At 62.6% G+C, this 23,459-nt stretch carries 27 protein-coding genes; 4 read left to right on the forward strand and 23 right to left on the reverse strand.

Annotated features, from left to right (window positions below):
* Positions 1–73: 73 nt before the first annotated feature.
* Entirely contained in the window at positions 74–1,711 is a 1,638-nt protein-coding gene (pgi, locus tag Q6D67_RS02865) for a glucose-6-phosphate isomerase (RefSeq protein ID WP_304704029.1), read from the forward strand.
* Between the two features lie 17 nt (positions 1,712–1,728).
* Here the strand turns inward: pgi and Q6D67_RS02870 are convergent, their stop codons facing one another.
* The 3 genes from Q6D67_RS02870 to Q6D67_RS02880 are packed head-to-tail and all read right to left on the reverse strand — an operon-like array spanning position 1,729 to position 5,360.
* Complete coding sequence (locus Q6D67_RS02870; RefSeq protein WP_304704030.1) at positions 1,729–3,084, reverse strand: phosphomannomutase; 1,356 nt, start codon at positions 3,082–3,084, stop codon at positions 1,729–1,731.
* A 15-nt stretch (positions 3,085–3,099) separates the two neighbouring features.
* The gene (gene galU, locus Q6D67_RS02875) at positions 3,100–3,927 is read right to left on the reverse strand and encodes a UTP--glucose-1-phosphate uridylyltransferase GalU (RefSeq protein ID WP_304704031.1); all 828 of its coding nucleotides are present in this window, start codon (positions 3,925–3,927) and stop codon (positions 3,100–3,102) included.
* On the reverse strand, positions 3,924–5,360 hold the full coding sequence (locus Q6D67_RS02880) for a mannose-1-phosphate guanylyltransferase/mannose-6-phosphate isomerase (protein WP_304704032.1): 1,437 nt from the start codon (positions 5,358–5,360) through the stop codon (positions 3,924–3,926). Before Q6D67_RS02880 ends, galU begins: the two co-directional genes overlap by 4 nt.
* 205 nt (positions 5,361–5,565) lie before the next feature.
* Between Q6D67_RS02880 and fabA the strand changes: the two genes are divergently transcribed.
* Together fabA and fabB are read left to right on the forward strand one after the other, a co-directional pair.
* Complete coding sequence (gene fabA, locus Q6D67_RS02885) at positions 5,566–6,081, forward strand: 3-hydroxyacyl-[acyl-carrier-protein] dehydratase FabA (RefSeq protein ID WP_304704033.1); 516 nt, start codon at positions 5,566–5,568, stop codon at positions 6,079–6,081.
* A 4-nt stretch (positions 6,082–6,085) separates the two neighbouring features.
* Positions 6,086–7,312: a beta-ketoacyl-ACP synthase I gene (fabB, locus tag Q6D67_RS02890; protein ID WP_304704034.1), complete on the forward strand. Its 1,227-nt coding sequence runs from the start codon at positions 6,086–6,088 to the stop codon at positions 7,310–7,312.
* A 34-nt stretch (positions 7,313–7,346) separates the two neighbouring features.
* On the opposite strand, the gene glp is transcribed toward fabB, so the two are convergent.
* The 5 genes from glp to Q6D67_RS02915 form a co-directional block, all read right to left on the reverse strand.
* Positions 7,347–8,549, reverse strand: coding sequence for a gephyrin-like molybdotransferase Glp (gene glp, locus Q6D67_RS02895; RefSeq protein ID WP_304704035.1), 1,203 nt, complete (start codon positions 8,547–8,549; stop codon positions 7,347–7,349).
* On the reverse strand, positions 8,546–9,076 hold the full coding sequence (gene moaB / locus Q6D67_RS02900; RefSeq protein ID WP_304704036.1) for a molybdenum cofactor biosynthesis protein B: 531 nt from the start codon (positions 9,074–9,076) through the stop codon (positions 8,546–8,548). Before moaB ends, glp begins: the two co-directional genes overlap by 4 nt.
* A gap of 7 nt (positions 9,077–9,083) precedes the next feature.
* A complete protein-coding gene (locus Q6D67_RS02905) occupies positions 9,084–9,965 on the reverse strand; it encodes a sugar nucleotide-binding protein (protein WP_304704037.1) in 882 nt (293 codons plus the stop codon).
* A 54-nt stretch (positions 9,966–10,019) separates the two neighbouring features.
* The gene (gene ssb / locus Q6D67_RS02910) at positions 10,020–10,544 is read right to left on the reverse strand and encodes a single-stranded DNA-binding protein (protein ID WP_304704038.1); all 525 of its coding nucleotides are present in this window, start codon (positions 10,542–10,544) and stop codon (positions 10,020–10,022) included.
* Between the two features lie 155 nt (positions 10,545–10,699).
* On the reverse strand, positions 10,700–11,914 hold the full coding sequence (locus Q6D67_RS02915) for an MFS transporter (protein WP_304704039.1): 1,215 nt from the start codon (positions 11,912–11,914) through the stop codon (positions 10,700–10,702).
* Positions 11,915–12,071: 157 nt separating this feature from the next.
* Here Q6D67_RS02915 and uvrA point away from each other — a divergent pair, with 157 nt between their 5' ends.
* Positions 12,072–14,966, forward strand: a complete 2,895-nt coding sequence (gene uvrA, locus Q6D67_RS02920; protein WP_304704040.1) for an excinuclease ABC subunit UvrA — start codon at positions 12,072–12,074, stop codon at positions 14,964–14,966.
* A gap of 537 nt (positions 14,967–15,503) precedes the next feature.
* On the opposite strand, the gene rplQ is transcribed toward uvrA, so the two are convergent.
* The 15 genes from rplQ to rplE form a co-directional block, all read right to left on the reverse strand.
* Positions 15,504–15,893, reverse strand: a complete 390-nt coding sequence (gene rplQ / locus Q6D67_RS02925; RefSeq protein ID WP_304704041.1) for a 50S ribosomal protein L17 — start codon at positions 15,891–15,893, stop codon at positions 15,504–15,506.
* Positions 15,894–15,951: 58 nt separating this feature from the next.
* The gene (gene rpoA / locus Q6D67_RS02930) at positions 15,952–16,956 is read right to left on the reverse strand and encodes a DNA-directed RNA polymerase subunit alpha (protein WP_304704042.1); all 1,005 of its coding nucleotides are present in this window, start codon (positions 16,954–16,956) and stop codon (positions 15,952–15,954) included.
* Positions 16,957–16,993: 37 nt separating this feature from the next.
* Positions 16,994–17,614 (reverse strand): 30S ribosomal protein S4, encoded by a 621-nt coding sequence (rpsD, locus tag Q6D67_RS02935; RefSeq protein ID WP_304704043.1) that lies wholly within the window; start codon positions 17,612–17,614, stop codon positions 16,994–16,996.
* A gap of 20 nt (positions 17,615–17,634) precedes the next feature.
* A complete protein-coding gene (gene rpsK, locus Q6D67_RS02940) occupies positions 17,635–18,027 on the reverse strand; it encodes a 30S ribosomal protein S11 (RefSeq protein ID WP_304704044.1) in 393 nt (130 codons plus the stop codon).
* A gap of 77 nt (positions 18,028–18,104) precedes the next feature.
* Positions 18,105–18,461 (reverse strand): 30S ribosomal protein S13, encoded by a 357-nt coding sequence (rpsM, locus tag Q6D67_RS02945; RefSeq protein ID WP_304704045.1) that lies wholly within the window; start codon positions 18,459–18,461, stop codon positions 18,105–18,107.
* A 151-nt stretch (positions 18,462–18,612) separates the two neighbouring features.
* Positions 18,613–18,729, reverse strand: coding sequence for a 50S ribosomal protein L36 (rpmJ, locus tag Q6D67_RS02950; protein WP_304704046.1), 117 nt, complete (start codon positions 18,727–18,729; stop codon positions 18,613–18,615).
* 30 nt (positions 18,730–18,759) lie between these two features.
* A complete protein-coding gene (secY, locus tag Q6D67_RS02955; RefSeq protein ID WP_304704047.1) occupies positions 18,760–20,082 on the reverse strand; it encodes a preprotein translocase subunit SecY in 1,323 nt (440 codons plus the stop codon).
* A complete protein-coding gene (rplO, locus tag Q6D67_RS02960; protein ID WP_304704098.1) occupies positions 20,083–20,517 on the reverse strand; it encodes a 50S ribosomal protein L15 in 435 nt (144 codons plus the stop codon).
* A gap of 15 nt (positions 20,518–20,532) precedes the next feature.
* Complete coding sequence (rpmD, locus tag Q6D67_RS02965; RefSeq protein WP_304704048.1) at positions 20,533–20,715, reverse strand: 50S ribosomal protein L30; 183 nt, start codon at positions 20,713–20,715, stop codon at positions 20,533–20,535.
* Between the two features lie 18 nt (positions 20,716–20,733).
* Positions 20,734–21,246, reverse strand: coding sequence for a 30S ribosomal protein S5 (gene rpsE, locus Q6D67_RS02970; RefSeq protein ID WP_304704049.1), 513 nt, complete (start codon positions 21,244–21,246; stop codon positions 20,734–20,736).
* Between the two features lie 9 nt (positions 21,247–21,255).
* On the reverse strand, positions 21,256–21,606 hold the full coding sequence (gene rplR / locus Q6D67_RS02975; RefSeq protein WP_304704050.1) for a 50S ribosomal protein L18: 351 nt from the start codon (positions 21,604–21,606) through the stop codon (positions 21,256–21,258).
* A 10-nt stretch (positions 21,607–21,616) separates the two neighbouring features.
* Complete coding sequence (rplF, locus tag Q6D67_RS02980) at positions 21,617–22,144, reverse strand: 50S ribosomal protein L6 (RefSeq protein ID WP_304704051.1); 528 nt, start codon at positions 22,142–22,144, stop codon at positions 21,617–21,619.
* A 24-nt stretch (positions 22,145–22,168) separates the two neighbouring features.
* A complete protein-coding gene (gene rpsH, locus Q6D67_RS02985; RefSeq protein WP_304704052.1) occupies positions 22,169–22,564 on the reverse strand; it encodes a 30S ribosomal protein S8 in 396 nt (131 codons plus the stop codon).
* Positions 22,565–22,579: 15 nt separating this feature from the next.
* Positions 22,580–22,885, reverse strand: a complete 306-nt coding sequence (rpsN, locus tag Q6D67_RS02990) for a 30S ribosomal protein S14 (RefSeq protein ID WP_304704053.1) — start codon at positions 22,883–22,885, stop codon at positions 22,580–22,582.
* A gap of 12 nt (positions 22,886–22,897) precedes the next feature.
* Positions 22,898–23,437, reverse strand: a complete 540-nt coding sequence (rplE, locus tag Q6D67_RS02995) for a 50S ribosomal protein L5 (protein WP_304704054.1) — start codon at positions 23,435–23,437, stop codon at positions 22,898–22,900.
* Positions 23,438–23,459 lie beyond the last annotated feature (22 nt).

A 23,459-nucleotide genomic window follows, 5' to 3' on the forward strand; every position in this document is an offset into this window, starting at 1 on the left:
CTCTTCAAGCACTACAAATTGCAGCCCGCCGCAACCCTGCCTATACTGCACAACCACTCTGGCGGTGCCCGCAATGACCCAAACCCTGCGTCTCTCAGACTTTCCATCCTGGCGCGAGCTGCAGGCCCTGGCGGCACAGATGCAGGGCACGTCCATTACCACCCTGTTCAGCAAGGACGCGCAGCGGGCGACGGAATTCACCGCCAGTGCCGCGGGGTTGACCCTGGACTACTCCAAACACCTGCTGTGCCGCGACAGCCGTGCGGCGCTGTTGCGGCTGGCGGAGCAGGCCCAGCTGCCGCAACGCGCGGGGCAGCTGCTGGCCGGTGCACCGCTCAACAACACGGAGTCGCGGCCGGCACTGCACACCCTGCTGCGGGCACGCTCCGCTCCCGCTGGCCTCGAGGCAGAGTTCAGCGCGGTCGAGGACACCCGCCAGCGCATGCGCCTGTGGTGTGACCGTATCACCAGCGGCCAGATGCAGGGCTATTCAGGCAAGGCAATCAGGGATGTGGTGAATATCGGCATCGGTGGTTCCGACCTGGGGCCGCGCCTCGTCACCGGCGCCCTGGCCGCCTGCCACGGGCCGGTGCGCTGCCACTACGTGGCCAATGTCGACCCGGCCGATCTGCACTACACCCTGCAGGGCCTGGATCCCGACGCCACCCTGTTCATACTTTGCTCCAAATCCTTCCGCACCGAGGAAACCCTGGCCAACGGTGTCGCTGCCCGCGACTGGCTGTTGGCGGCAGGCGCGCCAGAGGAAGATCTACACCGTCACTTCCTGGCGATCACCACCAATCTGGAGGCGGCCGCCGCTTTCGGTGTACCCGCCGACAATTGCCTGCCGCTGTGGGACTGGGTGGGCGGGCGCTATTCCCTGTGGTCCGCGGTGGGTTTGAGCACCGCCATTGCGGTTGGCTGGGAGCACTTCAGTGCCCTGCTGGCGGGCGCCGAGGAGATGGACAGCCACTTCAGCAGCGCCAGCTGCGCCCACAACCTGCCCATGCTGATGAGCCTGCTGGAGATCTGGTACTGCAACTTCTTCGGCGCCGGCAACCAGGCCGTATTACCCTACGACCAGGGTCTCGCGCGCCTGCCGGACTTTCTCCAGCAATTGACCATGGAAAGCAACGGCAAGCGCATCACCCGGGACGGGGAACCGCTGGATTACGACAGTGCGCCGGTGCTGTGGGGATCGGCCGGCACCATGGGGCAGCATTCCTTTCACCAACTACTGCACCAGGGCACGCGACTGTGTCCGGCGGATTTCATTCTGCCGCTGACAACGCCACTCGCGGATGCTGCCCGGCACAGAATGCTGGTCGCCAACGGCCTCGCCCAGAGCCGCGCCCTGATGATCGGGCGCACTGAGGATGAAGCCCGGGCCAGCCTGCTGGGGCGGGGCCTGGACGCTGCGGAAGCCAATCGGCTGGCGCCGCACCTGGCCATGCCCGGCAACCGGCCCAGCAGCGTTATCACCATGGATGCGGTAACACCGCACAGTCTCGGCGCCCTGCTGGCCCTGTACGAACACAGGACCTTCTGCAGCGGCCAGCTCTGGGGGATCAACTCATTTGACCAGTGGGGGGTCGAACTGGGCAAGGAAATCGGCGCTGACATTCTCAACCGGCTGCAGAACCCGGACAGTCGCAAGAACATGGACGCCGCCACCGAGCGGCTGCTGGCCCAGTGGTTTGCGGCTCAGTAGCTGCGGCTTCCCGGCGCTCAGGCCTGCGCGTCAATCAGCGTCAGTAACTCTTCGGTGCGCGCGCGCATCAGAGCCGCGTCACCGCGGCTTTCCACGTTCAGGCGCACCACCGGCTCAGTGTTGGAGAGTCGCAGGTTAAAGCGCCAGTCGGCGAACGCCATGCTGACACCATCTACCGCCTCCACCAGCAGCGCTTCTTCTGTGTAACGCTCCGCGACTCGAGCCAGCACCGCCTGCGGATCGGCGATGGTGCGATTGATCTCGCCACTGCAGGGGAACGCCGCTACCCGCTCCGCCACCAACGCTGACAGGGGCAGGCCGCGGCTGCCGATCAGCCCCGCCACCAACAGCCAGGGAATCATGCCACTGTCACAGTAGGCAAAGTCGCGAAAGTAGTGATGCGCACTCATTTCACCGCCGTAGACCGCATTTTCCTTGCGCATGCGCTCCTTGATAAAGGCGTGGCCGGTCTTGCTCTGCACCGCGCGACCACCGAAGGCTTGCACCAGGTCCACGGTGTTCCAGGTGAGCCGCGGATCGTGCACGATCGCGGCCCCGGGGTCCTGCTGCAGGAATGCCACCGCCAGCAGACCTACCAGGTAATAGCCCTCGACAAACTCGCCGCGCTCATCAAAGAAAAAGCAGCGATCGAAATCCCCGTCCCAGGCGATGCCCATGTCGGCGCCGTGGGCGACGACCGCGGCGCTGGTCAGCGCCCGGTTTTCCGGCAGCAGCGGGTTGGGCACGCCGTTGGGAAAGTGGCCGTCCGGCTCGTGGTTGAGCTTGATGAACTCGAAGGGCAGGTGCGGCTCCAGCAGGTCGATCACCCGACCGGCACCGCCGTTGCCGGCATCCACGACTATCCGCAGGGGCGGCAGGACGGCGACATCCACATAGCTGAGCAGGTGTTCTATATAGGCCGCGGAAGTGTCCAGGGGGCAATAGCCGCCCGCTGCTGCCGCGGGCGTGAACTCATTGCGGGCCGCCAGGTCACGGATCGCGAACAGGCCGCTGTCACCGGAGATCGGCTGGGACAGTTCGCGCACAAACTTCATCCCGTTGTAGTCCTTCGGGTTGTGGCTGGCCGTGACCACAATACCGCCGTCCATATTGGCATGGGAGGTCGCGAAGTAAATTTCTTCCGTGCCACAGAGACCGATATCGTAGACGTCCACCCCCTGCTCCCGCAGGCCCGCAGCCAGGGCGCCCTTGATCGCCTCACTGCTGAGCCGGACATCGTGGCCAAGGACCACCGTGCGCGGTTCAATCACCTCGGCAAAGGCGCGGCCAATGCGGCGCGCGATGTCCTCGTTGAGCTGGTCCGGCACCCGGCCGCGCACATCGTAGGCCTTGAAACAATCCAGTGGCTGCAATGCGGTGCTCCTGCTTCAGGCGTGGCAATAGAGGTTTTCGTAGACGAAATTGGTGGCCTCGACAAAGCCCGGCACGCTGCCGCAGTCGAAGCGCCGGCCCTGGAAGCGGTAGGCCATGACACAGCCCTGCCGGGCCTGGGTCTGCAGCGCATCGGTGAGCTGTATCTCGCCGTTGGCACCGGGCGGAGTCTCCCGCAGAATGTCGAAGATGTCCGGGGTCAGGATGTAGCGGCCAATGATGGCGAGATTGGACGGCGCCGCCGCCGGGTCAGGCTTTTCCACCATTTCATCGACCCGGTAGATCCCCTCTTTCAGGCCCTCACCGGCAATGACACCGTATTTGTTGACGTCCTCCATAGGCACTTCCTGGATGGCAACGATCGAGCAGCGGAACTGGCGATACAGCTCGACCATCTGGCTGAGAACCCCAGGGCCCTCATTCAGGCAGAGATCGTCCGACAACACCACGCCGAAGGGCTCGTTGCCGATCAGCACCTCACCGGTGAGAATGGCGTGCCCCAGGCCTTTCATTTCCCGCTGCCGCACCATGGTGAAAACGCCCTTGTCGAGAACTTCGCGGATGCTCTCCAGGTACACCTCCTTGCCGGTGCCGGAGATCTGGTGCTCCAGTTCAAAGCTGATATCGAAGTGGTCGGCGATCGCGCGCTTGCCGCGCCCGGTCACCATGGCGCAGGTGGTCATTCCGGCGGCAATGGCCTCTTCCACCCCGTATTGGACCAGGGGCTTGTTGACGATGGGCAACATCTCCTTGGGCATGCTCTTGGTGGCGGGCAGGAAGCGGGTGCCGTAACCGGCTACCGGGAACAGACACTTTTTGATCATCGGGGTTTCTCCTCGCTGGCGGCGGGCCGGTCGCGGCCGTAGACATCCTCAAAGCGGACAATGTCGTCCTCGCCAAGATAGCTTCCGGACTGCACCTCGATCAATTCCAGCGGGATGCGCCCGGGATTCGCGAGGCGGTGCTTGCGGCCCAGGGGAATGTAGGTTGATTCATCTTCCGCGAGCATGAACACGCGGTCCTCGCAGGTGACCTCGGCGGTGCCGTGGACCACGATCCAGTGTTCCGCCCGGTGGTGGTGCATTTGCAGGGACAGGGTCTGGCCCGGATTGACAATGATGCGCTTGACCTGGAAGCGGTCGGCGGTCACCAGGGATTCATAGGACCCCCAGGGTCGATAGACGCGGGAGTGCAGGGAAGCCTCCGGGCGCGATTCCGCCTTGAGCCTGTTGACGATACGCTTCACATCCTGCACCCGGTCGCGGTCGGCGACCAGGATGGCATCGGCTGTCTCCACCACCACCAGGTTGGAGACGCCGGTTGCGGCCACCAGGCGGGACTCACTGCGAAAATAGCTGTCGCGGCAGTTATCCAGCATGACGTCGCCCTGGCTGGCATTGCCGTGCTCATCGCGCGCGGCAACCTCCCACAGGGCAGACCAGGCACCGACATCGCTCCAGCCGCAATCCAGCGCGACCACGCCGCCGGCGCGGGTGTGCTCCATCACCGCATAGTCAATGCTGTCTGCAGCGCAGGCGGAGAACGACACCGCCTGTGGGCGGATGAAGTCCATGTCCACGGTGGCACTGTCCATGGCGCTTCGACAGCAGGCCAGCATATCCGGCTGGAATTCCCCCAGCTGCTCGAGGTAGGTCGCTGCCCGCAGCAGGAACATGCCGCTATTCCACAGATAGCTGCCACTGTCGAGATAGGACTGGGCGGTGTCGGCGTCCGGCTTCTCGACGAAGGCCTCCAGAGCGTACAGATCCTCCCCCAGGGAAGCGCCGCAGCGGATATAGCCGTAGCCGGTTTCAGCTGCCTGCGGCACCACTCCGAAAGTCATCAGGCGACCCTCCCGCGCCATTGGCAGGGCTCGGGTCACCGCCCCGGCAAAGGCCGCTGCATCCTGAATAATATGATCCGCCGGCAGCACCAGCAGGATCGCATCCGGATCCCGCGCCAGCTCCTGCAGCGCCGCCAGGGCAACCGCGGGGGCCGTATTGCGACCGACGGGCTCGAGGATCAGCGCGCTGGGCGCAATGCCCACCTGCCGCAACTGTTCAGCCACCATGAACCGGTGTTCTTCATTGCATACCACGACCGGAGCGCTGGCCTCGAGGTTGCCGGTGCGTTCCAGGGTCTGCTGCAGCATGGTGAGCTCGCCGGCCAGCGGCAGGAACTGTTTGGGGTGCAACTCCCTGGACACCGGCCAAAGTCGGCTACCGACACCACCAGAGAGCAAAACAGGCGTTAGCATGATATTTCCAGTCACTTTAAAGCTGCATATTAGCTGATGGACGGATGGAGAGGCCAGCAACCGCTGCCAGCGCGCCGACCCGCAATGCTGGACTTGTGCCCCGCAGGGATTAGAATGGGCGGCCTGAACCTGTTTGCCCCACCGGATGGACACCGCGCAGACCCGGTGCAGCCCCACCCCACTGCAGGGCCCAATTGGACACACTATGACCGCACAACACGCATTTGCCAAAGAGGAGCTGGTCGCCTGCGGCCTTGGTGAACTCTTTGGCCCTGGCAACGCCCAGCTTCCCACCAACAATATGCTGATGCTCGATCGCATCACCCATATCAGCTCGGAAGGCGGCCGCTATGGCAAGGGCGAAATCATCGCGGAACTGGATATCCATCCAGACCTGTGGTTTTTCCAGTGTCATTTCCCCGGCGACCCGGTAATGCCCGGCTGCCTCGGCCTGGACGCCATGTGGCAGCTGGTGGGCTTCTTCCTGGGCTGGCGCGGCAACCCCGGGCGCGGCAGGGCGCTGGGTTCCGGTGAGGTCAAGTTCACCGGACAGGTGCTCCCCAGCGCGCGCAAGGTCAGCTATAACATTCATATGAAACGGGTCATCGAACGCAGCCTGATCATGGGTATCGCCGATGGGGTGGTTTCCGTTGATGGCCGTGAAATCTACAACGCCGGCGACCTGCGGGTCGGGCTGTTCAAATCAACGGAGTCGTTCTAGTCCTATGAGCAGAAGGGTAGTCATCACAGGGCTCGGCATCGTGTCCTGCCTCGGCAATGATGCAGAGACAGTCGCCGCGGCCCTGTACGAGGGGCGCTCAGGCATCAGCCTGCGGCAGGAACAAATCGACATGGGCATGCGCTCCCACATCGCGGGCGCACCAGTGATCAGCGTCGCCGAGCACATCGACCGCAAGCAGCTGCGGTTTATGGGCGATGCAGCCGCATTCGCCTACATCGCCATGCAGCAGGCCATCGCCGACGCGGAGCTCAGCGACAAGGACGTGTCCAATGTGCGCACCGGCATTATCGCCGGCTCCGGCGGTGCCTCCTCCGCCAGCCAGACCGAGGCGGCGGACATCCTGCGTGAGAAGGGCCTGCGCCGGGTCGGCCCCTACCGGGTTACCCAGACCATGGGCAGCACGGTATCCGCCTGCCTTGCGACCCCGTTCAAAATCAAGGGGCTCAACTACTCCATCTCCTCAGCCTGCTCCACCAGCGCCCACTGTATCGGCAGCGCCATGGAACAGATCCAGATGAACAAGCAGGATGTGGTCTTTGCCGGTGGCGGCGAGGAGCTGCACTGGACCCTGAGCAGCCTGTTCGACGCCATGGGCGCGTTGTCGACCAAGTACAACGAGACTCCGGAACGCGCCTCCCGGGCCTACGATGCCAACCGCGACGGCTTCGTCATCGCCGGTGGCGGCGGCATGCTGGTGCTCGAGGAACTGGACCACGCCCTCGCCCGGGGCGCAAAAATCTATGCCGAGCTGGTGGGCTATGGCGCCACCTCCGACGGCTACGACATGGTCGCGCCCTCGGGTGAGGGTGCCGTCCGCTGCATGCAGCAGGCGCTGGCCACCGTTCAGGGTCCGGTGGACTACATCAATGCCCACGGCACCAGCACCCCCGCAGGGGATATCCAGGAACTCAAGGCCGTGCGCGAAGCCTACCGCGACCGCGACCATATTCCGGTAATCGGCTCCACCAAGTCGCTGTCAGGGCATTCCCTGGGTGCGGCAGGGGTGCAGGAAGCCATCTACTCACTTTTGATGCAGCAGCGTGGATTCATTGCCGCCTCGGCCAATATCGAAACCCTTGACCCAGAGGCCAACGGGCTGCCGATTGCGACCAAACGCCACGACGACGTGGACCTGCAGCGGGTGATGTCCAACAGTTTCGGCTTTGGCGGCACCAACGCCTCCCTGGTTTTTCAGAAGTACAGCGGCTAGCAGGCTCCCCTCAGGGGGAGCCACCTGAACAGCCTTACTCCAGGGTTTCCAGCAGCAACACGTCCAGCCAGTCACCGTTGCTCACCGTAGCGCCCACTGGCACCACCGCCAGGGCATTACTGTTGCACACCGAACTCAGCACTCCCGAGCTCTGGTTGGCAAAAGGCGTGGCCAGCAGGCCGTCGGCGCCCACTGTCAGCGTCACCCGCAGGTATTCCTGACGGTTGCCCGGACGGGGGCGGGAAAAATTCGCGCGCGCCGGCAAGCGGATGGGTTCCACGTCGACCGCGCCCTGGGCGCGCAGCAGGAAAGGGCGCGCCAGCAGGCAAAAGGTCACGTAACTTGAGGTAGGATTACCGGGCAGGCCGATAAAGGGGACTCCCCTGACTTCGCCGAATGCCAGCGGTTTCCCCGGCTTGATGGCGAGACGCCAGAGCGTCAGCGAACCCAGGCGCTCGACCTGCCCGCGAACATGGTCTTCTTCGCCCACCGAGACCCCGCCGGAGCTGAGGATACAGTCCGCACTGCTGGCCGCGCTCTCCAGCGCCGCGGCTGTCGCTTCCGCACTGTCCGCAACGATGCCGCAGTCCACTACCTCCAGGCCCAGGGCCTGCAGCTGGGCGCTGAGTGTCACCCGATTGGAGTTGTAGATCTGGCCGGGACCCAGGAAACCGCTGCCCGGCTCCACCAGCTCGCTGCCGGTGGACAGCAGCGCGACCCGCAGCGGACGATAGACCGGCACCTCGCCCAGGCCCAGCGAGGCGAGCAAACCGAGATCCGGCGCGCGCAGGCGCCGTCCGGCGGGAAATACCCGCGAGGCGTCGGCGATATCCTGTCCCCGGACACGGATGTTGTCGCCAGGGGTGACCGGCTCCAGCACCTGTAAACACCCGTCAACTTCCCGGCAGTTCTCCTGGATCGCCACCGCGTCAGCGCCGGGGGGCACTGTTGCGCCGGTAAAAATCCGTGCCGCCGTGCCCGGCGCCAGTGGCGCAGCCGTGCCACCCGCGGCAATGCGCTGGCTGACCGGCAGGAGCAACCCTGCCTCTGCCGCGCGCAGGGCGTATCCGTCCATTGCGCTGTTGTCCTCCGGCGGCACGGCAATGGCGGCAACCACGTCGCGGGCCAGTACCGCGCCGCGGGCCGCGAGCAGGGGGCGAACCTCCACTGACGGTGGTGCGGGCGCGCGCGCCAACATCGTCGTCAGCGCATCAAAAACCGGCAGCAGCCCGCTCACGGCTGGGAGGCCCGGGTCCTCAGTACGCCGACGAAATTGCAGGGGCGATGGGAGCTGTCGAGCTGGTCGCGAATGATCCCGGTCCAGGCGGTGCGGCAGGCTCCGGTGGAACCCGGAATGCAGAAAATCACCGTATTATTGGCCAACCCGCCGAGAGCGCGGGACTGGACTGTCGAGGAACCGATTTCCGCCAGGGACAGGGCCCGGAACACCTCGCCAAAACCGTCAATGGCCTTGTCGAACAATGGCGCCACGGCCTCCGGCGTGGAATCCCGCCCCGAGAAACCGGTGCCACCGGTAACCAGCACCGCCTCCACCGACTCGTCCGCTATCCAGCGCGAAAGCACAGCGCGAATCTTGTAGATATCGTCCCTGACTAGCTGGCGGTCACTGCAGGTATGACCCGCAGCCAGGAGGGCATCCTGCAGATACTGCCCGGAGGTGTCCGTGTCCGGAGTGCGGCTATCGGAAACGGTCAGTACAGCAATGCTGAGCGCTACCTGGGTTTCATCGTCGGGAGCAGACATGGACAGCTCAGGCCTCCTTGGGGCTTTGTTGCTGCTGATGCTGATAGAAGTACTGGCGCACCGCATCGGCGACAAAGCCGCGCCAGGGAACCTGCTTGATAGCGAACACGCCGCGGATACGGCCACATTGCAAAGCTCGATTGCGAGGCAGGTTGTTCGCTCCGACCGGCTGTAGCTGCACTGCGTCGGTCGCGAACTCGGAAAACTGGGAAGCCGAGGCCAGCAGCGCTTCCGCAAACTCGTAGCAATTGGTGGGATCCGGGCTGCAGTAGTGGTAGGTGCCCCAGGCCTCCGCTCCGGCGCCGAGCTGGTCGAGGATCCCGGCAACCACCCGGGCGGCGTCCGCGGATTCCACGGGGCAACCGCGCAACTGGTTGTCCAGCACCAGTTTGCCGCCGGCCACGAGCTGCGCCAGCATGTGCGACAAAACGTTGGTCCCACCCGGGGCGAACACCGGTCCCAGCCGCAGGATGACATGCCGGGCACAGGTTTCCCGGGTCCGGGCCTCGGCGGCGGCCAGTAGCTGACCCACCGTTTCCGTGTTGTCGGGCACATCCTGCTCGCGGTAGGCACGCCCGGCATCACCGGAAAAAACCCGCGCTGTCGACAGCAGGAAATAGCTGCCACTACTGCGCTGACAGGCCTTCGCCAACCAGTGGCTGCGTTCGATATCGAGCTCGTTGATCAGTTCGCCGCTATCGATGGCGCCCTGCAGGCGCGCATCCACCACGATGTCGGCGCGGACACGGCGCACTACCTTCTTGGCGTGACGTTCGCTCTTCCAGCGGGAAGTGGAGCTGGAGACAGCCTCCAGCTCATGCCTGCCCCAGCGCCGCAGATGGTCCACCAGGGCCAGGCCAAGTGAAGTGTCGGATCCAATCAACAACACGCGCAAGGCGAAGTCTCCGGCCGGGCGGCACAGTTAAGGAGGCCGACCCCGCAATCAAAAGGGGATATCGTCGTCAAAGTCGCCGAAATCGCCCGGAGGCGGTGCGCTTGCTTGCCGGCCAGAAGCTGCCGGCTGTTGTTGCTGGGGGGCACCGCTCTGGCCGCCCTGGCCGCCCTGGCCGCCCTGGCCGCCCTGATTGTATTCGTCCTGCGGATAAGCGCCACCCTGCTGACCGCCGCTGCGGCTGTCCAGCATCTGCATTTCGTTGGCGACGATTTCGGTGGTGTAGCGGTCCTGGCCATCCTGGCCCTGCCACTTGCGGGTGCGCAGGGAGCCCTCGACATAAACCTTGGAACCTTTCTTCAGATACTCGCCCGCTATCTCGGCGAGGCGGTTGAAGAACACCACCCGGTGCCATTCGGTCCGTTCCTGGGGCTGACCGGTCTGCTTGTCCTTCCAGTTGTCGGAGGTGGCCACGTTGACATTGGTGACGGCACCGCCGGACGGCATATAGCGGGTTTCCGGATCCGCGCCCAGATTACCGACCAGTATGACTTTGTTTACGCCCCGTGAAGACATGGCAACTCCTCTGTCATGGACGGTTCAGGGAATGAAAATAGTGGCGAGGACTATAGCAATCCCCTCCTGCAAATGCACCAGCAATAAGCGCCAGAAACCGTCAATCCCGGCCGCGCAGGGCGTTCAGGCGCTCGGCAGCGAGGCGGGCACGGGAGTCAGGGCCGGGAGATTCCGCCAACCGCCACCGACTCGGAGGGTGGTACCGGCAGGGCAACGAGGAACCAGAGGGCGACCACGCCCAGGCAGAGTTCGGTGATCCCGACCACCCCGAATTGCTGCAGGACCCAGCCGCCTGCCGCGCCGCCGGCGAAAATCCCGAGGAATTGGGCGGTGGAGAAAATACCCAGGGCGGTACCCTTGCCGCCGGGATCCACTGCCTTGCTGACCATGGACGGCAATACCGCCTCCATATAATTGAAACCAACGAAAAACAGCCACAGGGCGGCATAGAACAGCCAGGGCTCGCGCACCAGGCCCAGCAACGCCAGCGACAGGAACAGCAGGCCGATGCTGCTGAGAAACACCAGGTGCGGGCGGCCGCCCTTTTCCGCGAGGCGCATGAGCGGCAGGATGCCCAGCACGGACAGCAACACTGCCGGCAGATAGACCTGCCAGTGCTGCTCACGGGCAACGCCAATGGTACTTTCCAGTACCCCCGGAACAACCTGGAAGCTGGCCATGAGGACAAAGTGCAGGGTGAATATCCCCGCGTCCAGCCGCAGCAGGGTGGGATTGCGCAGGCTGAGCCCCATCAGCCCGGGCCGGGCGCCGACTTCCGCATAGGTTGTGCCGGTGCGCGGCGGGTCCGGCACCTGCCAGGTGACAATGACGATCCCGGACAGGGCCAACAAGGCGGTGAACCCGAATACCGCTTCCAGGCCGCCATACGCGGCCAGCAGCGGCCCCAGCACCAGGGCCAGGGCGAAGGCGAGGCCGATGCTGGCACCGACAATGGCCATTGCCTTGGTCCGCTGCTCCTGCCGGGTGAGGTCAGCCACCAGGGCCATCACGCTGCTGGCGATGGCGCCGGCACCCTGTAGCGCGCGGCCCGCGATGATCCCGTAGATGCTGTCGGCCAGCGCCGCAATAATGCTGCCAAAGGCGAAAATCAGGAGCCCACCGATAATCACCGGCTTGCGCCCGACCCGATCGGACAACCAGCCGAAAGGAATCTGCAGACAGGCCTGGGTCAGGCCGTAGACGCCAAGCGCAATGCCGATCAGCGTCGGGGTCGCCGCCTGGTAATCAATTGCATAGAGGGCCAGCAGCGGCAGGACCATGAACAGCCCCAACATGCGAAAGTTGTAGAGCAGGGCCAGGGACGTCACGGAGCGACGCTCCAGGGCAGTCATGGGGTGTTCGGTGATCACAGGCGGGCAGCTTCGCAAAAACCCTAATGTTAACAGCTTCCCTCCCTCTGTGGCATCCACCACACACAGGGCTGCGTAAAACCCGGTATATTTTGCCTAGACATTAACCGACCCTCTATACTGCCGGGTTCGATTGGCAAGCCCTGACCGGAGACTCATGGACACTATTTACGTCCGCGGTGCACGCACCCACAACCTCAAGAACATTGACCTGGACATCCCCCGCGACCAACTGGTGGTCATTACCGGGCTGTCCGGTTCCGGCAAGTCGTCCCTCGCCTTCGATACGCTCTACGCCGAGGGCCAGCGGCGCTATGTCGAATCGCTGTCAACCTACGCCAGGCAATTCCTGTCGATGATGGAAAAGCCGGACATGGACCATATCGAGGGCCTGTCCCCGGCCATCTCCATCGAACAGAAGTCCACCTCGCACAATCCACGCTCCACCGTCGGTACCATCACCGAAATCTACGACTACCTGCGCCTGCTGTATGCCCGCGTGGGCGAACCGCGCTGTCCCGAGCACGGTGAAAGCCTGCAGGCCCAGACCGTTAGCCAGATGGTGGATTCCGTGCTGGGGCTGCCCGAGGGCACCCGTCTGATGCTGCTGGCGCCGGTGGTGAAGACGCGCAAGGGCGAGCACCTGCACATCTTCGAGGAACTGCGCGCCTCCGGCTTCGTCCGCGCCCGGGTCAACGGCATTGTGACCGACCTGGACGACCTGCCCAAACTGGACAAGAAGCGGAAGCACGACATCGACGTCGTGGTCGACCGCTTCAAGGTGCGGGCCGATCTGAACCTGCGACTGGCCGAGTCCTTCGAGACCGCGCTCGCGCTGACCGACGGCCTGGCGACAATCAACTACATGGACGGTGACGGCGAGGACATCATGTTCTCCGCCCGCTTTGCCTGCCCGATCTGCGGCCACAGCATCGACGAACTGGAACCGCGTCTGTTCTCCTTCAACAACCCCGCAGGCGCCTGCCCCAGCTGCGATGGCCTGGGAGTAAAACAGTACTTCGACTCCGATCGCATTGTCCTGCATCCGGAGTCCAGCCTCGCCGAAGGGGCGATACGCGGCTGGGATCGCCGCAATGTGTACTACTTTCACATGCTCACCAGCCTTGCGGATCACTACGGCTTCTCCATTGACACTCCTTTCCAGAAACTGAAGAAGGGCCACCGCGAAGCCATCCTCCACGGCAGTGGTGACGAGGAAGTGGCGTTCGCCTACATGAACGATCGCGGCGACGTCTACAAACGCACCCATCCGTTCGAGGGCATCATCCCCAATATGGAGCGTCGCTACCGCGATACCGAATCCCAGTCGGTGCGCGAAGAGCTGGCGAAATTCCTCGCTACCCAGCCCTGCCCCGACTGCCACGGCACGCGCCTGCGCCAGGATGCGCGCCACGTGTTCGTGGACGACCGCAACCTGCCCAGCATCACCGAGATGCCCGTGGGCGAGGCCGAGGTGTATTTTGGCCAGCTTGAGCTGGAGGGTCGCAAGGGCGAAATCGCCGGCAAGATCCTCAAGGAACTGCGGGCCCGCTACCGTTTTCTGGTGGATGTGGGCCTGAACTACCTGACCCTGAGCCGCAGCGCCGAAACCCTGTCCGGCGGCGAGGCCCAGCGCATACGCCTGGCCTCCCAGATCGGCGCCGGCCTGGTCGGCGTCATGTACATCCTCGACGAACCCTCCATCGGCCTGCACCAACGCGACAACGAGCGCCTGCTGGGCACCCTCACCCACCTGCGGGACCTGGGCAACACCGTACTGGTGGTGGAGCATGACGAGGACGCCATCCGCAAGGCCGACCATATTATCGACATCGGCCCCGGTGCCGGAGTCCACGGCGGGCGTATCGTCGCCCAGGGCAGCCTGCAGGACATCATCGACAACGAGCAGTCCCTGACCGGCGCCTACCTCTCCGGCAAGCGCAGCATCGCGCTGCCGGGCAAGCGCACCCCGGTCGACCCGAAACGCATGCTGCAGCTGTCCGGGGCCAGCGGCAACAACCTGCAGGGCGTGGATCTGGACCTGCCCCTGGGGCTGTTGACCTGCATCACCGGGGTCTCCGGGTCCGGCAAGTCCACCCTGATCAACAACACCCTGTACCCGATCGCCGCCACCGAGCTCAACGGCGCCACGACACTGAACCCGGCACCCTACAACGGGATCAAGGGCATGCAGCACATCGACAAGTGCATTGATATCGACCAGAGCCCGATCGGACGCACCCCGCGCTCCAACCCCGCCACCTACACCGGCATCTTCACCCCGGTACGGGAACTGTTTTCCGGCACCCAGGAAGCGCGCTCCCGGGGCTACAAACCCGGCCGCTTCAGCTTCAACGTCAAGGGCGGCCGCTGCGAGGCCTGCCAGGGCGACGGCGTGACCAAGGTCGAGATGCACTTTCTGCCGGACATCTACGTCCCCTGCGACGTCTGCAAAGGCAAGCGCTACAACCGCGAGACCCTGGAGATCCGCTACAAGGGCAAGAACATCCACGAAGTGCTGGAAATGACCGTGGAGGACGCACTCGCTTTCTTCGAGCCGGTCCCCTCCATCGCCCGCAAACTGCAGACCCTGATCGACGTGGGCCTGTCCTACATCCGCCTCGGCCAGGCCGCCACCACCCTGTCCGGGGGCGAGGCCCAGCGGGTAAAACTCTCCCGCGAACTGTCCAAGCGCGATACCGGCAAGACCCTCTACATCCTCGACGAGCCCACCACCGGCCTGCACTTCGAGGACATCCGCCAACTGCTGGAAGTCCTGCACCGCCTGCGCGACCACGGCAACACGGTGGTCATCATCGAGCACAACCTGGACGTGATCAAAACCGCCGACTGGATCGTCGACCTCGGGCCCGAGGGCGGCTCGGGAGGCGGGCAGATCATCGCTACCGGGACCCCGGAGGACGTCGCCAAGGTGAAGAAATCCTACACCGGGCAGTTCCTCGGACCGCTGTTGAAGCGGCAGGCGTCCAGGGATGCCGCGGGGAAGCCAAAACCTACCAAGCCCAAAGCCGGGAAGCGCGCGGCGGCATAGGGGTAGGCTACTATGGGTTCGGCACCCTGAACATCGCCCCGCGGAGCACGGGTTGAGGCTGCCCGGACTCGCCGTTAACCCTTCCATGGGGGCTCGTAAGCGGCCGTCCTGGCCGCTTACGGTCCGGGCAACCTCAACCCGCACTCCCCGGGGCTTGCAATGCCACTTCGACGACGCGCTACTGAGCCCTCGGCCCTGTGGTGATGCTGCAAACGTTCAGCGTTGCGAATGAGACATGAGGCATGGGGCCGCCCAGATATCAGGGCACTCAGAGGCCTACAAAGCTATGACGACGCGCTGCCTCGATCTTGACGTGGCAGAGGACCCAGCCCGGAGGTGCTGTCAGGGGCTGGCCGGACCGTTGACGGCAAGGATGCCGTCACCGAGCCCCCATGGACGGGTTTACGGCGTGTCCGGCCAGCCCCTGACAGTACCTCCAGGCGGCGACCAGGCACCTCACGCACGAAGCATCAAGAATGCCGAGGCACAGGCACAAAAAAGCCGGGACTGGCCCGGCTTCTTCATCTCGACGAGAACTTACGACTCGTCAGAGTCCGAATCATCAACCTGCGGACGATCCACCAGCTCGACGTAGGCCATGGGGGCCTGGTCGCCGGAGCGGAAGCCGCACTTGAGGATGCGGATGTAGCCGCCCGGGCGCGCCTGGTAGCGTGGGCCCAGCTCGGAGAAGAGCTTGCCAACGGCAGCCTTGTCGCGCATGCGGTCGAACGCCAGGCGGCGGTTCGCGACGCTGTCGCTCTTGGCCAGGGTTATCAGCGGCTCAGCGTAGCTGCGCAGCTCCTTGGCCTTGGGCAGGGTGGTTTTGATCAACTCGTGCTCTACCAAAGACACGGTCATGTTCCGGAACATGGCCTTGCGGTGGGAGGCATTCCGGTTCAACTGACGTCCGCTGTGACGGTGACGCATTTTTCCTTTCCTATACTGTCTGTGCTATCTCAGCACTGCCAACTGTTAACTCGGGAGCTTAAAGACTCAGCACCCGGTCGTCGTTTCTGAGGCTGGCCGGCGGCCAGTTGTCCAGGCGCATACCCAGGGACAAGCCGCGGGAGGCCAGAACATCCTTGATTTCGGTCAGTGACTTCTTGCCCAGGTTCGGAGTCTTCAACAGCTCCACTTCCGTACGCTGGACCAGGTCACCGATGTAGTAAATATTCTCTGCCTTGAGGCAGTTGGCGGAACGGACCGTCAGTTCCAGGTCGTCCACGGGGCGCAGCAGGATCGGGTCGACTTCATCTTCCTCGACCACGGATTCGCTGTGACTCTCGCTTTCCAGGTCCACGAACACCGCCAGCTGCTGCTGGAGAATGGTCGCGGCGCGGCGGATAGCTTCCTCGGGATCGATGGTGCCGTTGGTCTCGAGATCCAGAACCAGCTTGTCCAGGTCGGTGCGCTGCTCGACCCGGGCCGCTTCCACCACGTAGGACACGCGATTGATGGGCGAGAAGGTGGCATCGAGGTGCAGGCGGCCAATGGAGCGGGTCTCTTCCTCGGGATTCTCGCGGGAATCTGCCGGGGAGTAGCCGCGACCGCGGGCCACGGTCAGCTTCATGCTTACGTGCGAGCTGCCGGTCAGGGTGCAGATAACGTGATCGGGATTGCGGATCTCGATATCGTGATCAACCTGGATGTCGCCGGCGGTGACTACACCCGGGCCCTTGCGGCTCAGGGTAAGCTCGGCTTCTTCCTTGCCACTCATGACCAGCGCAACACCCTTCAGGTTCAGCAGGATTTCAATGACGTCTTCCTGCACACCTTCGATGGCGCTGTACTCGTGCTCGACCCCGTCGATTTCCACTTCAGTGATCGCGCAGCCGGGCATGGAGGACAGCAGTATGCGACGCAGGGCATTGCCGAGTGTGTGGCCAAAGCCACGCTCCAGTGGCTCCAGGGTGACCTGGGCGCGGGTACTGGTCTTTTCTTCGACGTTGATCACGCGCGGAGTCAAAAATTCGTTTACTGCAATCTGCATTCTGGCACCTGTATGAGTAGGTTGGTCCTGCGTCGGATTACTTGGAGTAGAGTTCCACGATCAGGTTTTCATTGATCTCGGAAGACAGGTCCTGACGCTCAGGGGCTGACTTGAAAACTCCTTCCAGCTTTTCGCCATTGAACTCGATCCACTCGGGCTCGCCACGCTGGGCGGCCAGGGCCAGGGCGGACTGCACCCGCAGCTGCTTCTTGGCTTTCTCACGCAGGGAGACAATGTCGCCAGCCTGTACCTGATAGGAAGGCACGTTGACCAGGGCACCGTTGACCAGGATACCCTTGTGGGTGACCAGCTGCCGCGATTCGGCGCGGGTTGAACCGAACCCCATGCGGTAAACAACGTTGTCGAGGCGGCTTTCCAGCAGCTGCAACAGGTTCTCGCCAGTAGCGCCCTTGAGACGGGCCGCTTCCTTGTAGTAGTTGCGGAACTGCTTTTCCAGAACGCCGTAGATACGGCGCACTTTCTGCTTCTCGCGCAACTGCACACCGTAGTCAGACAGGCGACCGCGACGGGCACCATGCTGGCCGGGAACCGATTCGGGCTTGCACTTGCTTTCCAGGGCGCGCACTCCGCTCTTCAGGAACAGGTCTGTTCCCTCACGACGGGAGAGCTTGCACGTAGGTCCAATATATCGAGCCATGTCAGTTATTCCTGTAAGCGTTAGACGCGACGTTTCTTGGGTGGACGGCAACCGTTATGCGGGATCGGCGTCACGTCGGTGATATTGGTGATCTTGTAGCCGCAGGAGTTGAGCGCGCGCACTGCTGACTCACGACCCGGGCCGGGGCCCTTCACCTGCACATCGAGATTCTTCAGGCCGTATTCCTTGGCTGCTTCACCCGCGCGCTCCGCAGCCACCTGGGCCGCGAAGGGGGTGCTTTTACGCGAACCACGGAAGCCGGAGCCACCGGATGTCGCCCAGCTCAGGGTGTTGCCCTGGCGGTCGGTGATGGTGATGATCGTGTTGTTGAAAGACGCATGCACGTGTGCAATGCCGTCCACCACGGTCTTGGTAATCTTCTTGCGAGTGCTCTTGGCACCTGGCTTGGCCATACTCTGTTTCCTGCTTTAATATCAACACTGCACTCGGGTGCAGCTACACTAAAAGGACTCGCTGGGGGCGGTTGGCCCTACCTGCGAATCGGCTTGCGCGGACCCTTGCGGGTACGGGCGTTGGTCTTGGTGCGCTGGCCGCGCAGCGGCAGGCTGCGGCGATGACGCAGGCCGCGGTTGCAACCCAGGTCCATCAGACGCTTGATGTTCATCGACACTTCCCGGCGCAGGTCACCCTCTACCGTCAGCTCGCCCACCCTGGTCCGCAGTGAGTCCATCTGCTCCTCATTGAGCTCACCGATCTTGCTGTTTTCAGCAACACCGGAGTCTGCGCAGAGGCGCTTGGCCTGGGTGCGACCGACACCATAGATATAGGTCAAAGCGATAACAGCGTGCTTGTTATCGGGTACGTTGACGCCGGCAATACGAGCCATCCAACTCTCTCCAAATACTCAAATCGTCGCTTCGCGCTGGGCAAACAAGCCGCACCCTGATACCTGCTCGGCTCGGGGGGTGGGGCGCGAAAGGCGCAGCATTCTAGCGGTATGTTTACTAAAAATCAATAGTCTGCAACCGGAACCGGGATCAGCCCTGGCGCTGTTTGTGGCGAGGATCTGTATTGCAGATCACACGCACGACACCGGCGCGGCGGACGATCTTGCAATTCCTGCAGACCTTCTTTACTGATGCACGTACTTTCATCTCTCTTTTCTCCAAGGACCGGCCAGCCTGTCAGCGGCCGGAAGCACCATAAGTATTCAGTTTCGCCTTCTTCATCACCGAGTCGTACTGGTGCGACATCAGGTGACTCTGTACCTGGGCCATGAAGTCCATGACTACGACCACAACGATCAGCAGCGAGGTACCTCCCAGGTAAAACGGTACGTTCCACATCACCACCAGGAACTGGGGCATGAGGCAGACCAGCGCGATATAAGCTGACCCGAAAACAGTTAACCTCGTCAGTACGCCGTCGATATAGTTGGCGGTCTGCTGTCCGGGACGGATGCCGGGGACAAAGGCGCCAGAGCGTTTGAGGTTGTCGGCCACTTCCTGCGGGTTGAACATCAACGCCGTGTAGAAGAAGCAGAAAAACACGATAAACCCGGTGAACAACAGGATGTTCAGGGGCTGTCCCGGCCCGATGGCCAGGGCCAGATCCTGCAGCCAGTCGGCGGAACCGCTGGAACCGAACCACTGGGCGATGGAGGCCGGGAACAGCAGGATGCTGCTGGCGAAGATCGCGGGGATTACCCCGGCCATATTGACCTTCAGCGGCAGGTGCGAGCTCTGCGCCTGCATCATCTTGCGTCCCTGCTGACGCTTGGCGTAATTCACCGTAATCCGCCGCTGGCCGCGTTCAATGAACACGATCAGGTAGATCACGGCAATCGCCAGGGTCAGGACGAACAGCAGGATGAGGATATTCAGCTCACCCTGTCGCGCCTGCTCCAGTGACTGACCAATAGCAGACGGCAGTCCCGCGACAATACCGGCAAAGATCAGCAGCGAGATACCGTTGCCAACGCCCTTCTCGGTAATCTGCTCCCCCAGCCACATCATGAACACAGCACCCGTGACCAGCGAGGTGATGGCAATGACATAAAACACTATTGACGTGTCATATGACATGCCCTGGTTGGCCATGCCCACGGTCATGCCGGTTGCCTGCACAATCGCCAGCACCACCGTAAGGTACCGCGTGTACTGACTGATCTTGCGCCTGCCGGACTCACCCTCTTTCTTCAAGGCTTCCAACTGCGGAGTCACCGCCGACATCAACTGCATGATGATGGACGCGGAGATGTAGGGCATGATCCCCAGCGCGAGGATGCTCATCCGCTCCAGCGCGCCACCGGAAAACATGTTCGCCAGGCCAAGGATGGTGCCCTGGTTCTGGTTGAACAGGGCGGCCAGCTGGGCAGGATCAATACCCGGGACCGGAATATGGGTACCGATCCGATAGACGATAATAGCCAGCAAGACGAACCGAAGGCGAGCAAAGAGCTCGCCCAGTCCGGGCTTGTTGCTACCTGGCAGCTGACCTTGTGCCATTTATTCCTCTACTTTCCCGCCGGCCTGCTCGATTGCCTCGCGGACACCTTTGGTAACTACGAGACCCTTGACAGTCAACGGCCTGGTGATCTCCCCGGACAGGAAAACGCGCACGCGCAGTACATCCTGGCGGATCACATCCGCATCCTTCAGCGCATCCAGATCGACCACATCGGACTGCACCGCGTTCAACTCACCCAGGCGAATCTGCGCGGTAGTCCGCGAGACACGTGAGGTGAAGCCGTACTTCGGCAGGCGCTTCTGCAGCGGCATCTGACCGCCCTCGAAACCTGGACGAACCTTGCCACCGGAACGGGACTTCTGCCCCTTGTGTCCGCGGCCGGCTGTTTTGCCGAGGCCACTGCCAATGCCGCGTCCGACGCGCTTGACGTCCTTGCGGGAACCCGGGCTCGGGCTCAGGGTGTTCAGTCGCAACACATCTGACATGATTTACTCCTCGATCCGAACCATGTAGTTCACTTTGTTGATCATGCCGCGAACGGAAGGCGTATCCTCCACCTCGACGGTATGACCGATGCGGCGCAGACCCAGGCCTGCGATACAGGCGCGATGGTTCTTCAGGCGACCGTGGACGCTCTTGACCTGCGTAACCTTGATTGTTGCTTTAGCCATGACTAGCAAACCCAATAATTAGTTCAGAATTTCTTCAACGGTCTTGCCACGCTTGGCGGCGATATCATCCGGAGCAACCATGTCGCGCAAGCCATTAAAGGTAGCGCGGACCACGTTAACCGGGTTGGTAGAGCCATAGCACTTGGCCAGTACGTTGTGCACGCCGGCGATTTCCAGCACGGCACGCATCGCACCACCGGCAATAACGCCGGTACCTTCGGAAGCGGGCTGCATGTACACTTTGGAGGCGCCATGGCTGGCCCTGACCGCGTACTGAATAGTGCCTTGGTTCAGCTCGACCTGGATCATGTTGCGGCGGGCCGCCTCCATGGCCTTCTGGATCGCCACAGGCACTTCGCGCGCCTTGCCACGGCCAAAGCCTACCTTGCCATTGCCGTCGCCGACCACGGTGAGGGCGGTGAAGCTGAAGATCCGGCCACCCTTGACCACCTTGGCAACCCGGTTGACCTGCACCAGCTTCTCCTGGAGGTCACCGTCCTGCTGCTGCTTCTTCTGATCGTTAAACGCCATAGCCCTACCCTAGAATTCCAGTCCACTTTCACGGGCGGCGTCGGCAAGCGCCTTGACACGTCCGTGGTACTTGTAGCCCGCGCGATCAAACGCGACCTTGTCGACACCCGCAGCTTTCGCCCGCTCGGCCACCAGCTTGCCCACCGCGGCGGCGGCGTCCTGGTTGCCGGTGCTGCCACTGCGCAGGCTACCGTCCAGCGTTGAGGCGCTGGCCAGGACACGATCACCGGCAGGGGCGAACACCTGCGCGTAGATGTGGCGCGGGGTGCGGTGCACGGTCAGGCGGTTGACGCCCTGCTCACGCATCCGGTTGCGAGCGCGACGTGCGCGACGCAGCCTTGATTCATTCTTTGCACTCATCTCAACCTACCTACTTCTTCTTGGCTTCTTTACGGCGAACAACTTCATTCGCGTAACGAATACCCTTGCCCTTGTAAGGCTCCGGCGGACGGAAGCTGCGAATTTCGGCAGCGGCCTGGCCAACAGCCTGCTTGTCTATACCCTTGACGACAATCTCGGTCTGGGTCGGGGTCTCGGCGCTGACACCTTCCGGCAAGGTGTAATCCACCGGGTGGGACAGGCCCACGGTCAGGTTCACCGACTTGCCGTCCGCCTTGGCACGATAGCCAACGCCGTTGAGAATCAGTTTTTTCTCCCAACCGTCACTGACACCGATGACCATATTGTTCAGCAGTGCACGCGTAGTGCCAGCCAGTGCGCTCGACTTGTCACTCTCATAGACAATGGTTACCGAGCCGTCTTCCTGGGTGATAGCAATGCCTTCACCCAGTCCAAACGCCAATGTACCCCGACCACCCTTGACAGTGAGATCCCGACCGGTCTGGTTGACTTCCACCCCTTTGGGCAGTTGTACCGGAAATTTTGCGACTCTAGACATGTTGAATGCCCTTCCTCAGTAATTCTAGAAAACGGTGCAGAGCACTTCGCCGCCGACGCCGGCAGCCCGGGCAGCACGATCAGTCATAACACCCCGGGAGGTGGACACGATAGCCACACCCAGACCGCCACGAACCGTCGGCAACTCGCCTTTGGCTGCGTAATTGCGCAGGCCCGGACGGCTGACACGGTCGATCTCTGCAATAACCGGCTTGCCCTGGAAATACTTGAGCTCGATGCTCAGGCGCGGCTTACCGGCTTCGGTCGCAGCTGCGAACTCGGCGATGTAACCTTCTTGCTTCAGCACTTCCGCAACGGCGGCCTTGAGCTTGGAACCAGGCATTTCCACACGGGGCTTGCCGGCCATCTGGGCGTTGCGAATGCGGGTCAGCATATCTGACAGCGGATCTTGCATGCTCATGTTCGAATCTCTCCGTTACCAGCTGGCTTTAACCAGACCAGGTACATCACCGCGCATCGCTGCTTCACGCAGCTTGTTGCGGCACAGGCCAAATTTACGATAGACACCGTGAGGACGGCCGGTCAGCTGGCAGCGACGCTGCTTGCGCACCGGACTGGCATCGCGGGGCAACTTTTGCAGCGCAATCTGTGCTTCCCACTTGGTGTCGTCGGAGGCGTCCTGATCGCTCAGGACCGCCTTCAAAGCAGCACGCTTGGCGGCATACTTCACTACCATCTGCGCGCGCTTCTTCTCACGTGCGATCATCGATTTCTTAGCCATGAATTAAGCCTCTCAAACTTTCAGTGGGAAGTTGAAAGCGCGCAACAGGGCGCGACCTTCATCATCCGTACGAGCCGTGGTAGTGATGGTAATGTCCATCCCGCGCAGGGTGTCTACCTGGTCGTACTCGATTTCCGGGAAAATGATCTGCTCGCTCACGCCCATGGCGAAGTTGCCGCGACCATCAAAGGACTTCGGGCTGATGCCGCGAAAGTCACGAATACGCGGAATGGCGATGCTGATCAGGCGTTCAAGGAACTCATACATACGCTCCGAGCGCAGGGTTACCTTGCAGCCGATCGGCCAGCCGTCGCGAATCTTGAAACCGGCGATGGACTTGCGCGCCAGGGTGATGATCGGCTTCTGACCGGAGATCTTTTCCATGTCCGCTACCGCATTTTCCAGCACTTTCTTGTCGCCCACGGCCTCACCAACACCCATGTTCAGGGTGATCTTGGTGATGCGCGGAATCTCCATCACGTTCTTCAGACCCAGCTCTTCCTGCAGCCGGGGAGCCATCTCGCTCTTGTACTTTTCTTTCAACGTTGCCATGTCTTTTACCCTTGACCCCCGA

It is taken from the genome of Haliea sp. E1-2-M8 (assembly GCF_030649675.1).
In the GTDB taxonomy this organism is placed as follows: Bacteria; Pseudomonadota; Gammaproteobacteria; order Pseudomonadales; family Halieaceae; genus Haliea.

What these genes read in the sequence shown, in the direction of transcription:
- rpsE (WP_304704049.1), bottom strand. Translation starts at nt 21,246, where the DNA reads ATGGCGTTTAACGATCAGAAGAAGCAGCAGCAGGACGGTGACCTCCAG.
- galU (WP_304704031.1), bottom strand. Translation starts at nt 3,927, where the DNA reads ATGATCAAAAAGTGTCTGTTCCCGGTAGCCGGTTACGGCACCCGCTTC.
- rpsH (WP_304704052.1), bottom strand. Translation starts at nt 22,564, where the DNA reads ATGAGCATGCAAGATCCGCTGTCAGATATGCTGACCCGCATTCGCAAC.
- rpmJ (WP_304704046.1), bottom strand. Translation starts at nt 18,729, where the DNA reads ATGAAAGTACGTGCATCAGTAAAGAAGGTCTGCAGGAATTGCAAGATC.
- rplQ (WP_304704041.1), bottom strand. Translation starts at nt 15,893, where the DNA reads ATGCGTCACCGTCACAGCGGACGTCAGTTGAACCGGAATGCCTCCCAC.
- rplR (WP_304704050.1), bottom strand. Translation starts at nt 21,606, where the DNA reads ATGAGTGCAAAGAATGAATCAAGGCTGCGTCGCGCACGTCGCGCTCGC.
- rpsN (WP_304704053.1), bottom strand. Translation starts at nt 22,885, where the DNA reads ATGGCTAAGAAATCGATGATCGCACGTGAGAAGAAGCGCGCGCAGATG.
- fabB (WP_304704034.1), top strand. Translation starts at nt 6,086, where the DNA reads ATGAGCAGAAGGGTAGTCATCACAGGGCTCGGCATCGTGTCCTGCCTC.
- rplF (WP_304704051.1), bottom strand. Translation starts at nt 22,144, where the DNA reads ATGTCTAGAGTCGCAAAATTTCCGGTACAACTGCCCAAAGGGGTGGAA.
- rplE (WP_304704054.1), bottom strand. Translation starts at nt 23,437, where the DNA reads ATGGCAACGTTGAAAGAAAAGTACAAGAGCGAGATGGCTCCCCGGCTG.
- secY (WP_304704047.1), bottom strand. Translation starts at nt 20,082, where the DNA reads ATGGCACAAGGTCAGCTGCCAGGTAGCAACAAGCCCGGACTGGGCGAG.
- rpsM (WP_304704045.1), bottom strand. Translation starts at nt 18,461, where the DNA reads ATGGCTCGTATTGCCGGCGTCAACGTACCCGATAACAAGCACGCTGTT.
- fabA (WP_304704033.1), top strand. Translation starts at nt 5,566, where the DNA reads ATGACCGCACAACACGCATTTGCCAAAGAGGAGCTGGTCGCCTGCGGC.
- Q6D67_RS02880 (WP_304704032.1), bottom strand. Translation starts at nt 5,360, where the DNA reads ATGCTAACGCCTGTTTTGCTCTCTGGTGGTGTCGGTAGCCGACTTTGG.
- ssb (WP_304704038.1), bottom strand. Translation starts at nt 10,544, where the DNA reads ATGTCTTCACGGGGCGTAAACAAAGTCATACTGGTCGGTAATCTGGGC.
- moaB (WP_304704036.1), bottom strand. Translation starts at nt 9,076, where the DNA reads ATGTCTGCTCCCGACGATGAAACCCAGGTAGCGCTCAGCATTGCTGTA.
- rpsK (WP_304704044.1), bottom strand. Translation starts at nt 18,027, where the DNA reads ATGGCCAAGCCAGGTGCCAAGAGCACTCGCAAGAAGATTACCAAGACC.
- pgi (WP_304704029.1), top strand. Translation starts at nt 74, where the DNA reads ATGACCCAAACCCTGCGTCTCTCAGACTTTCCATCCTGGCGCGAGCTG.
- rpsD (WP_304704043.1), bottom strand. Translation starts at nt 17,614, where the DNA reads ATGGCTCGATATATTGGACCTACGTGCAAGCTCTCCCGTCGTGAGGGA.
- rpoA (WP_304704042.1), bottom strand. Translation starts at nt 16,956, where the DNA reads ATGCAGATTGCAGTAAACGAATTTTTGACTCCGCGCGTGATCAACGTC.
- uvrA (WP_304704040.1), top strand. Translation starts at nt 12,072, where the DNA reads ATGGACACTATTTACGTCCGCGGTGCACGCACCCACAACCTCAAGAAC.
- rpmD (WP_304704048.1), bottom strand. Translation starts at nt 20,715, where the DNA reads ATGGCTAAAGCAACAATCAAGGTTACGCAGGTCAAGAGCGTCCACGGT.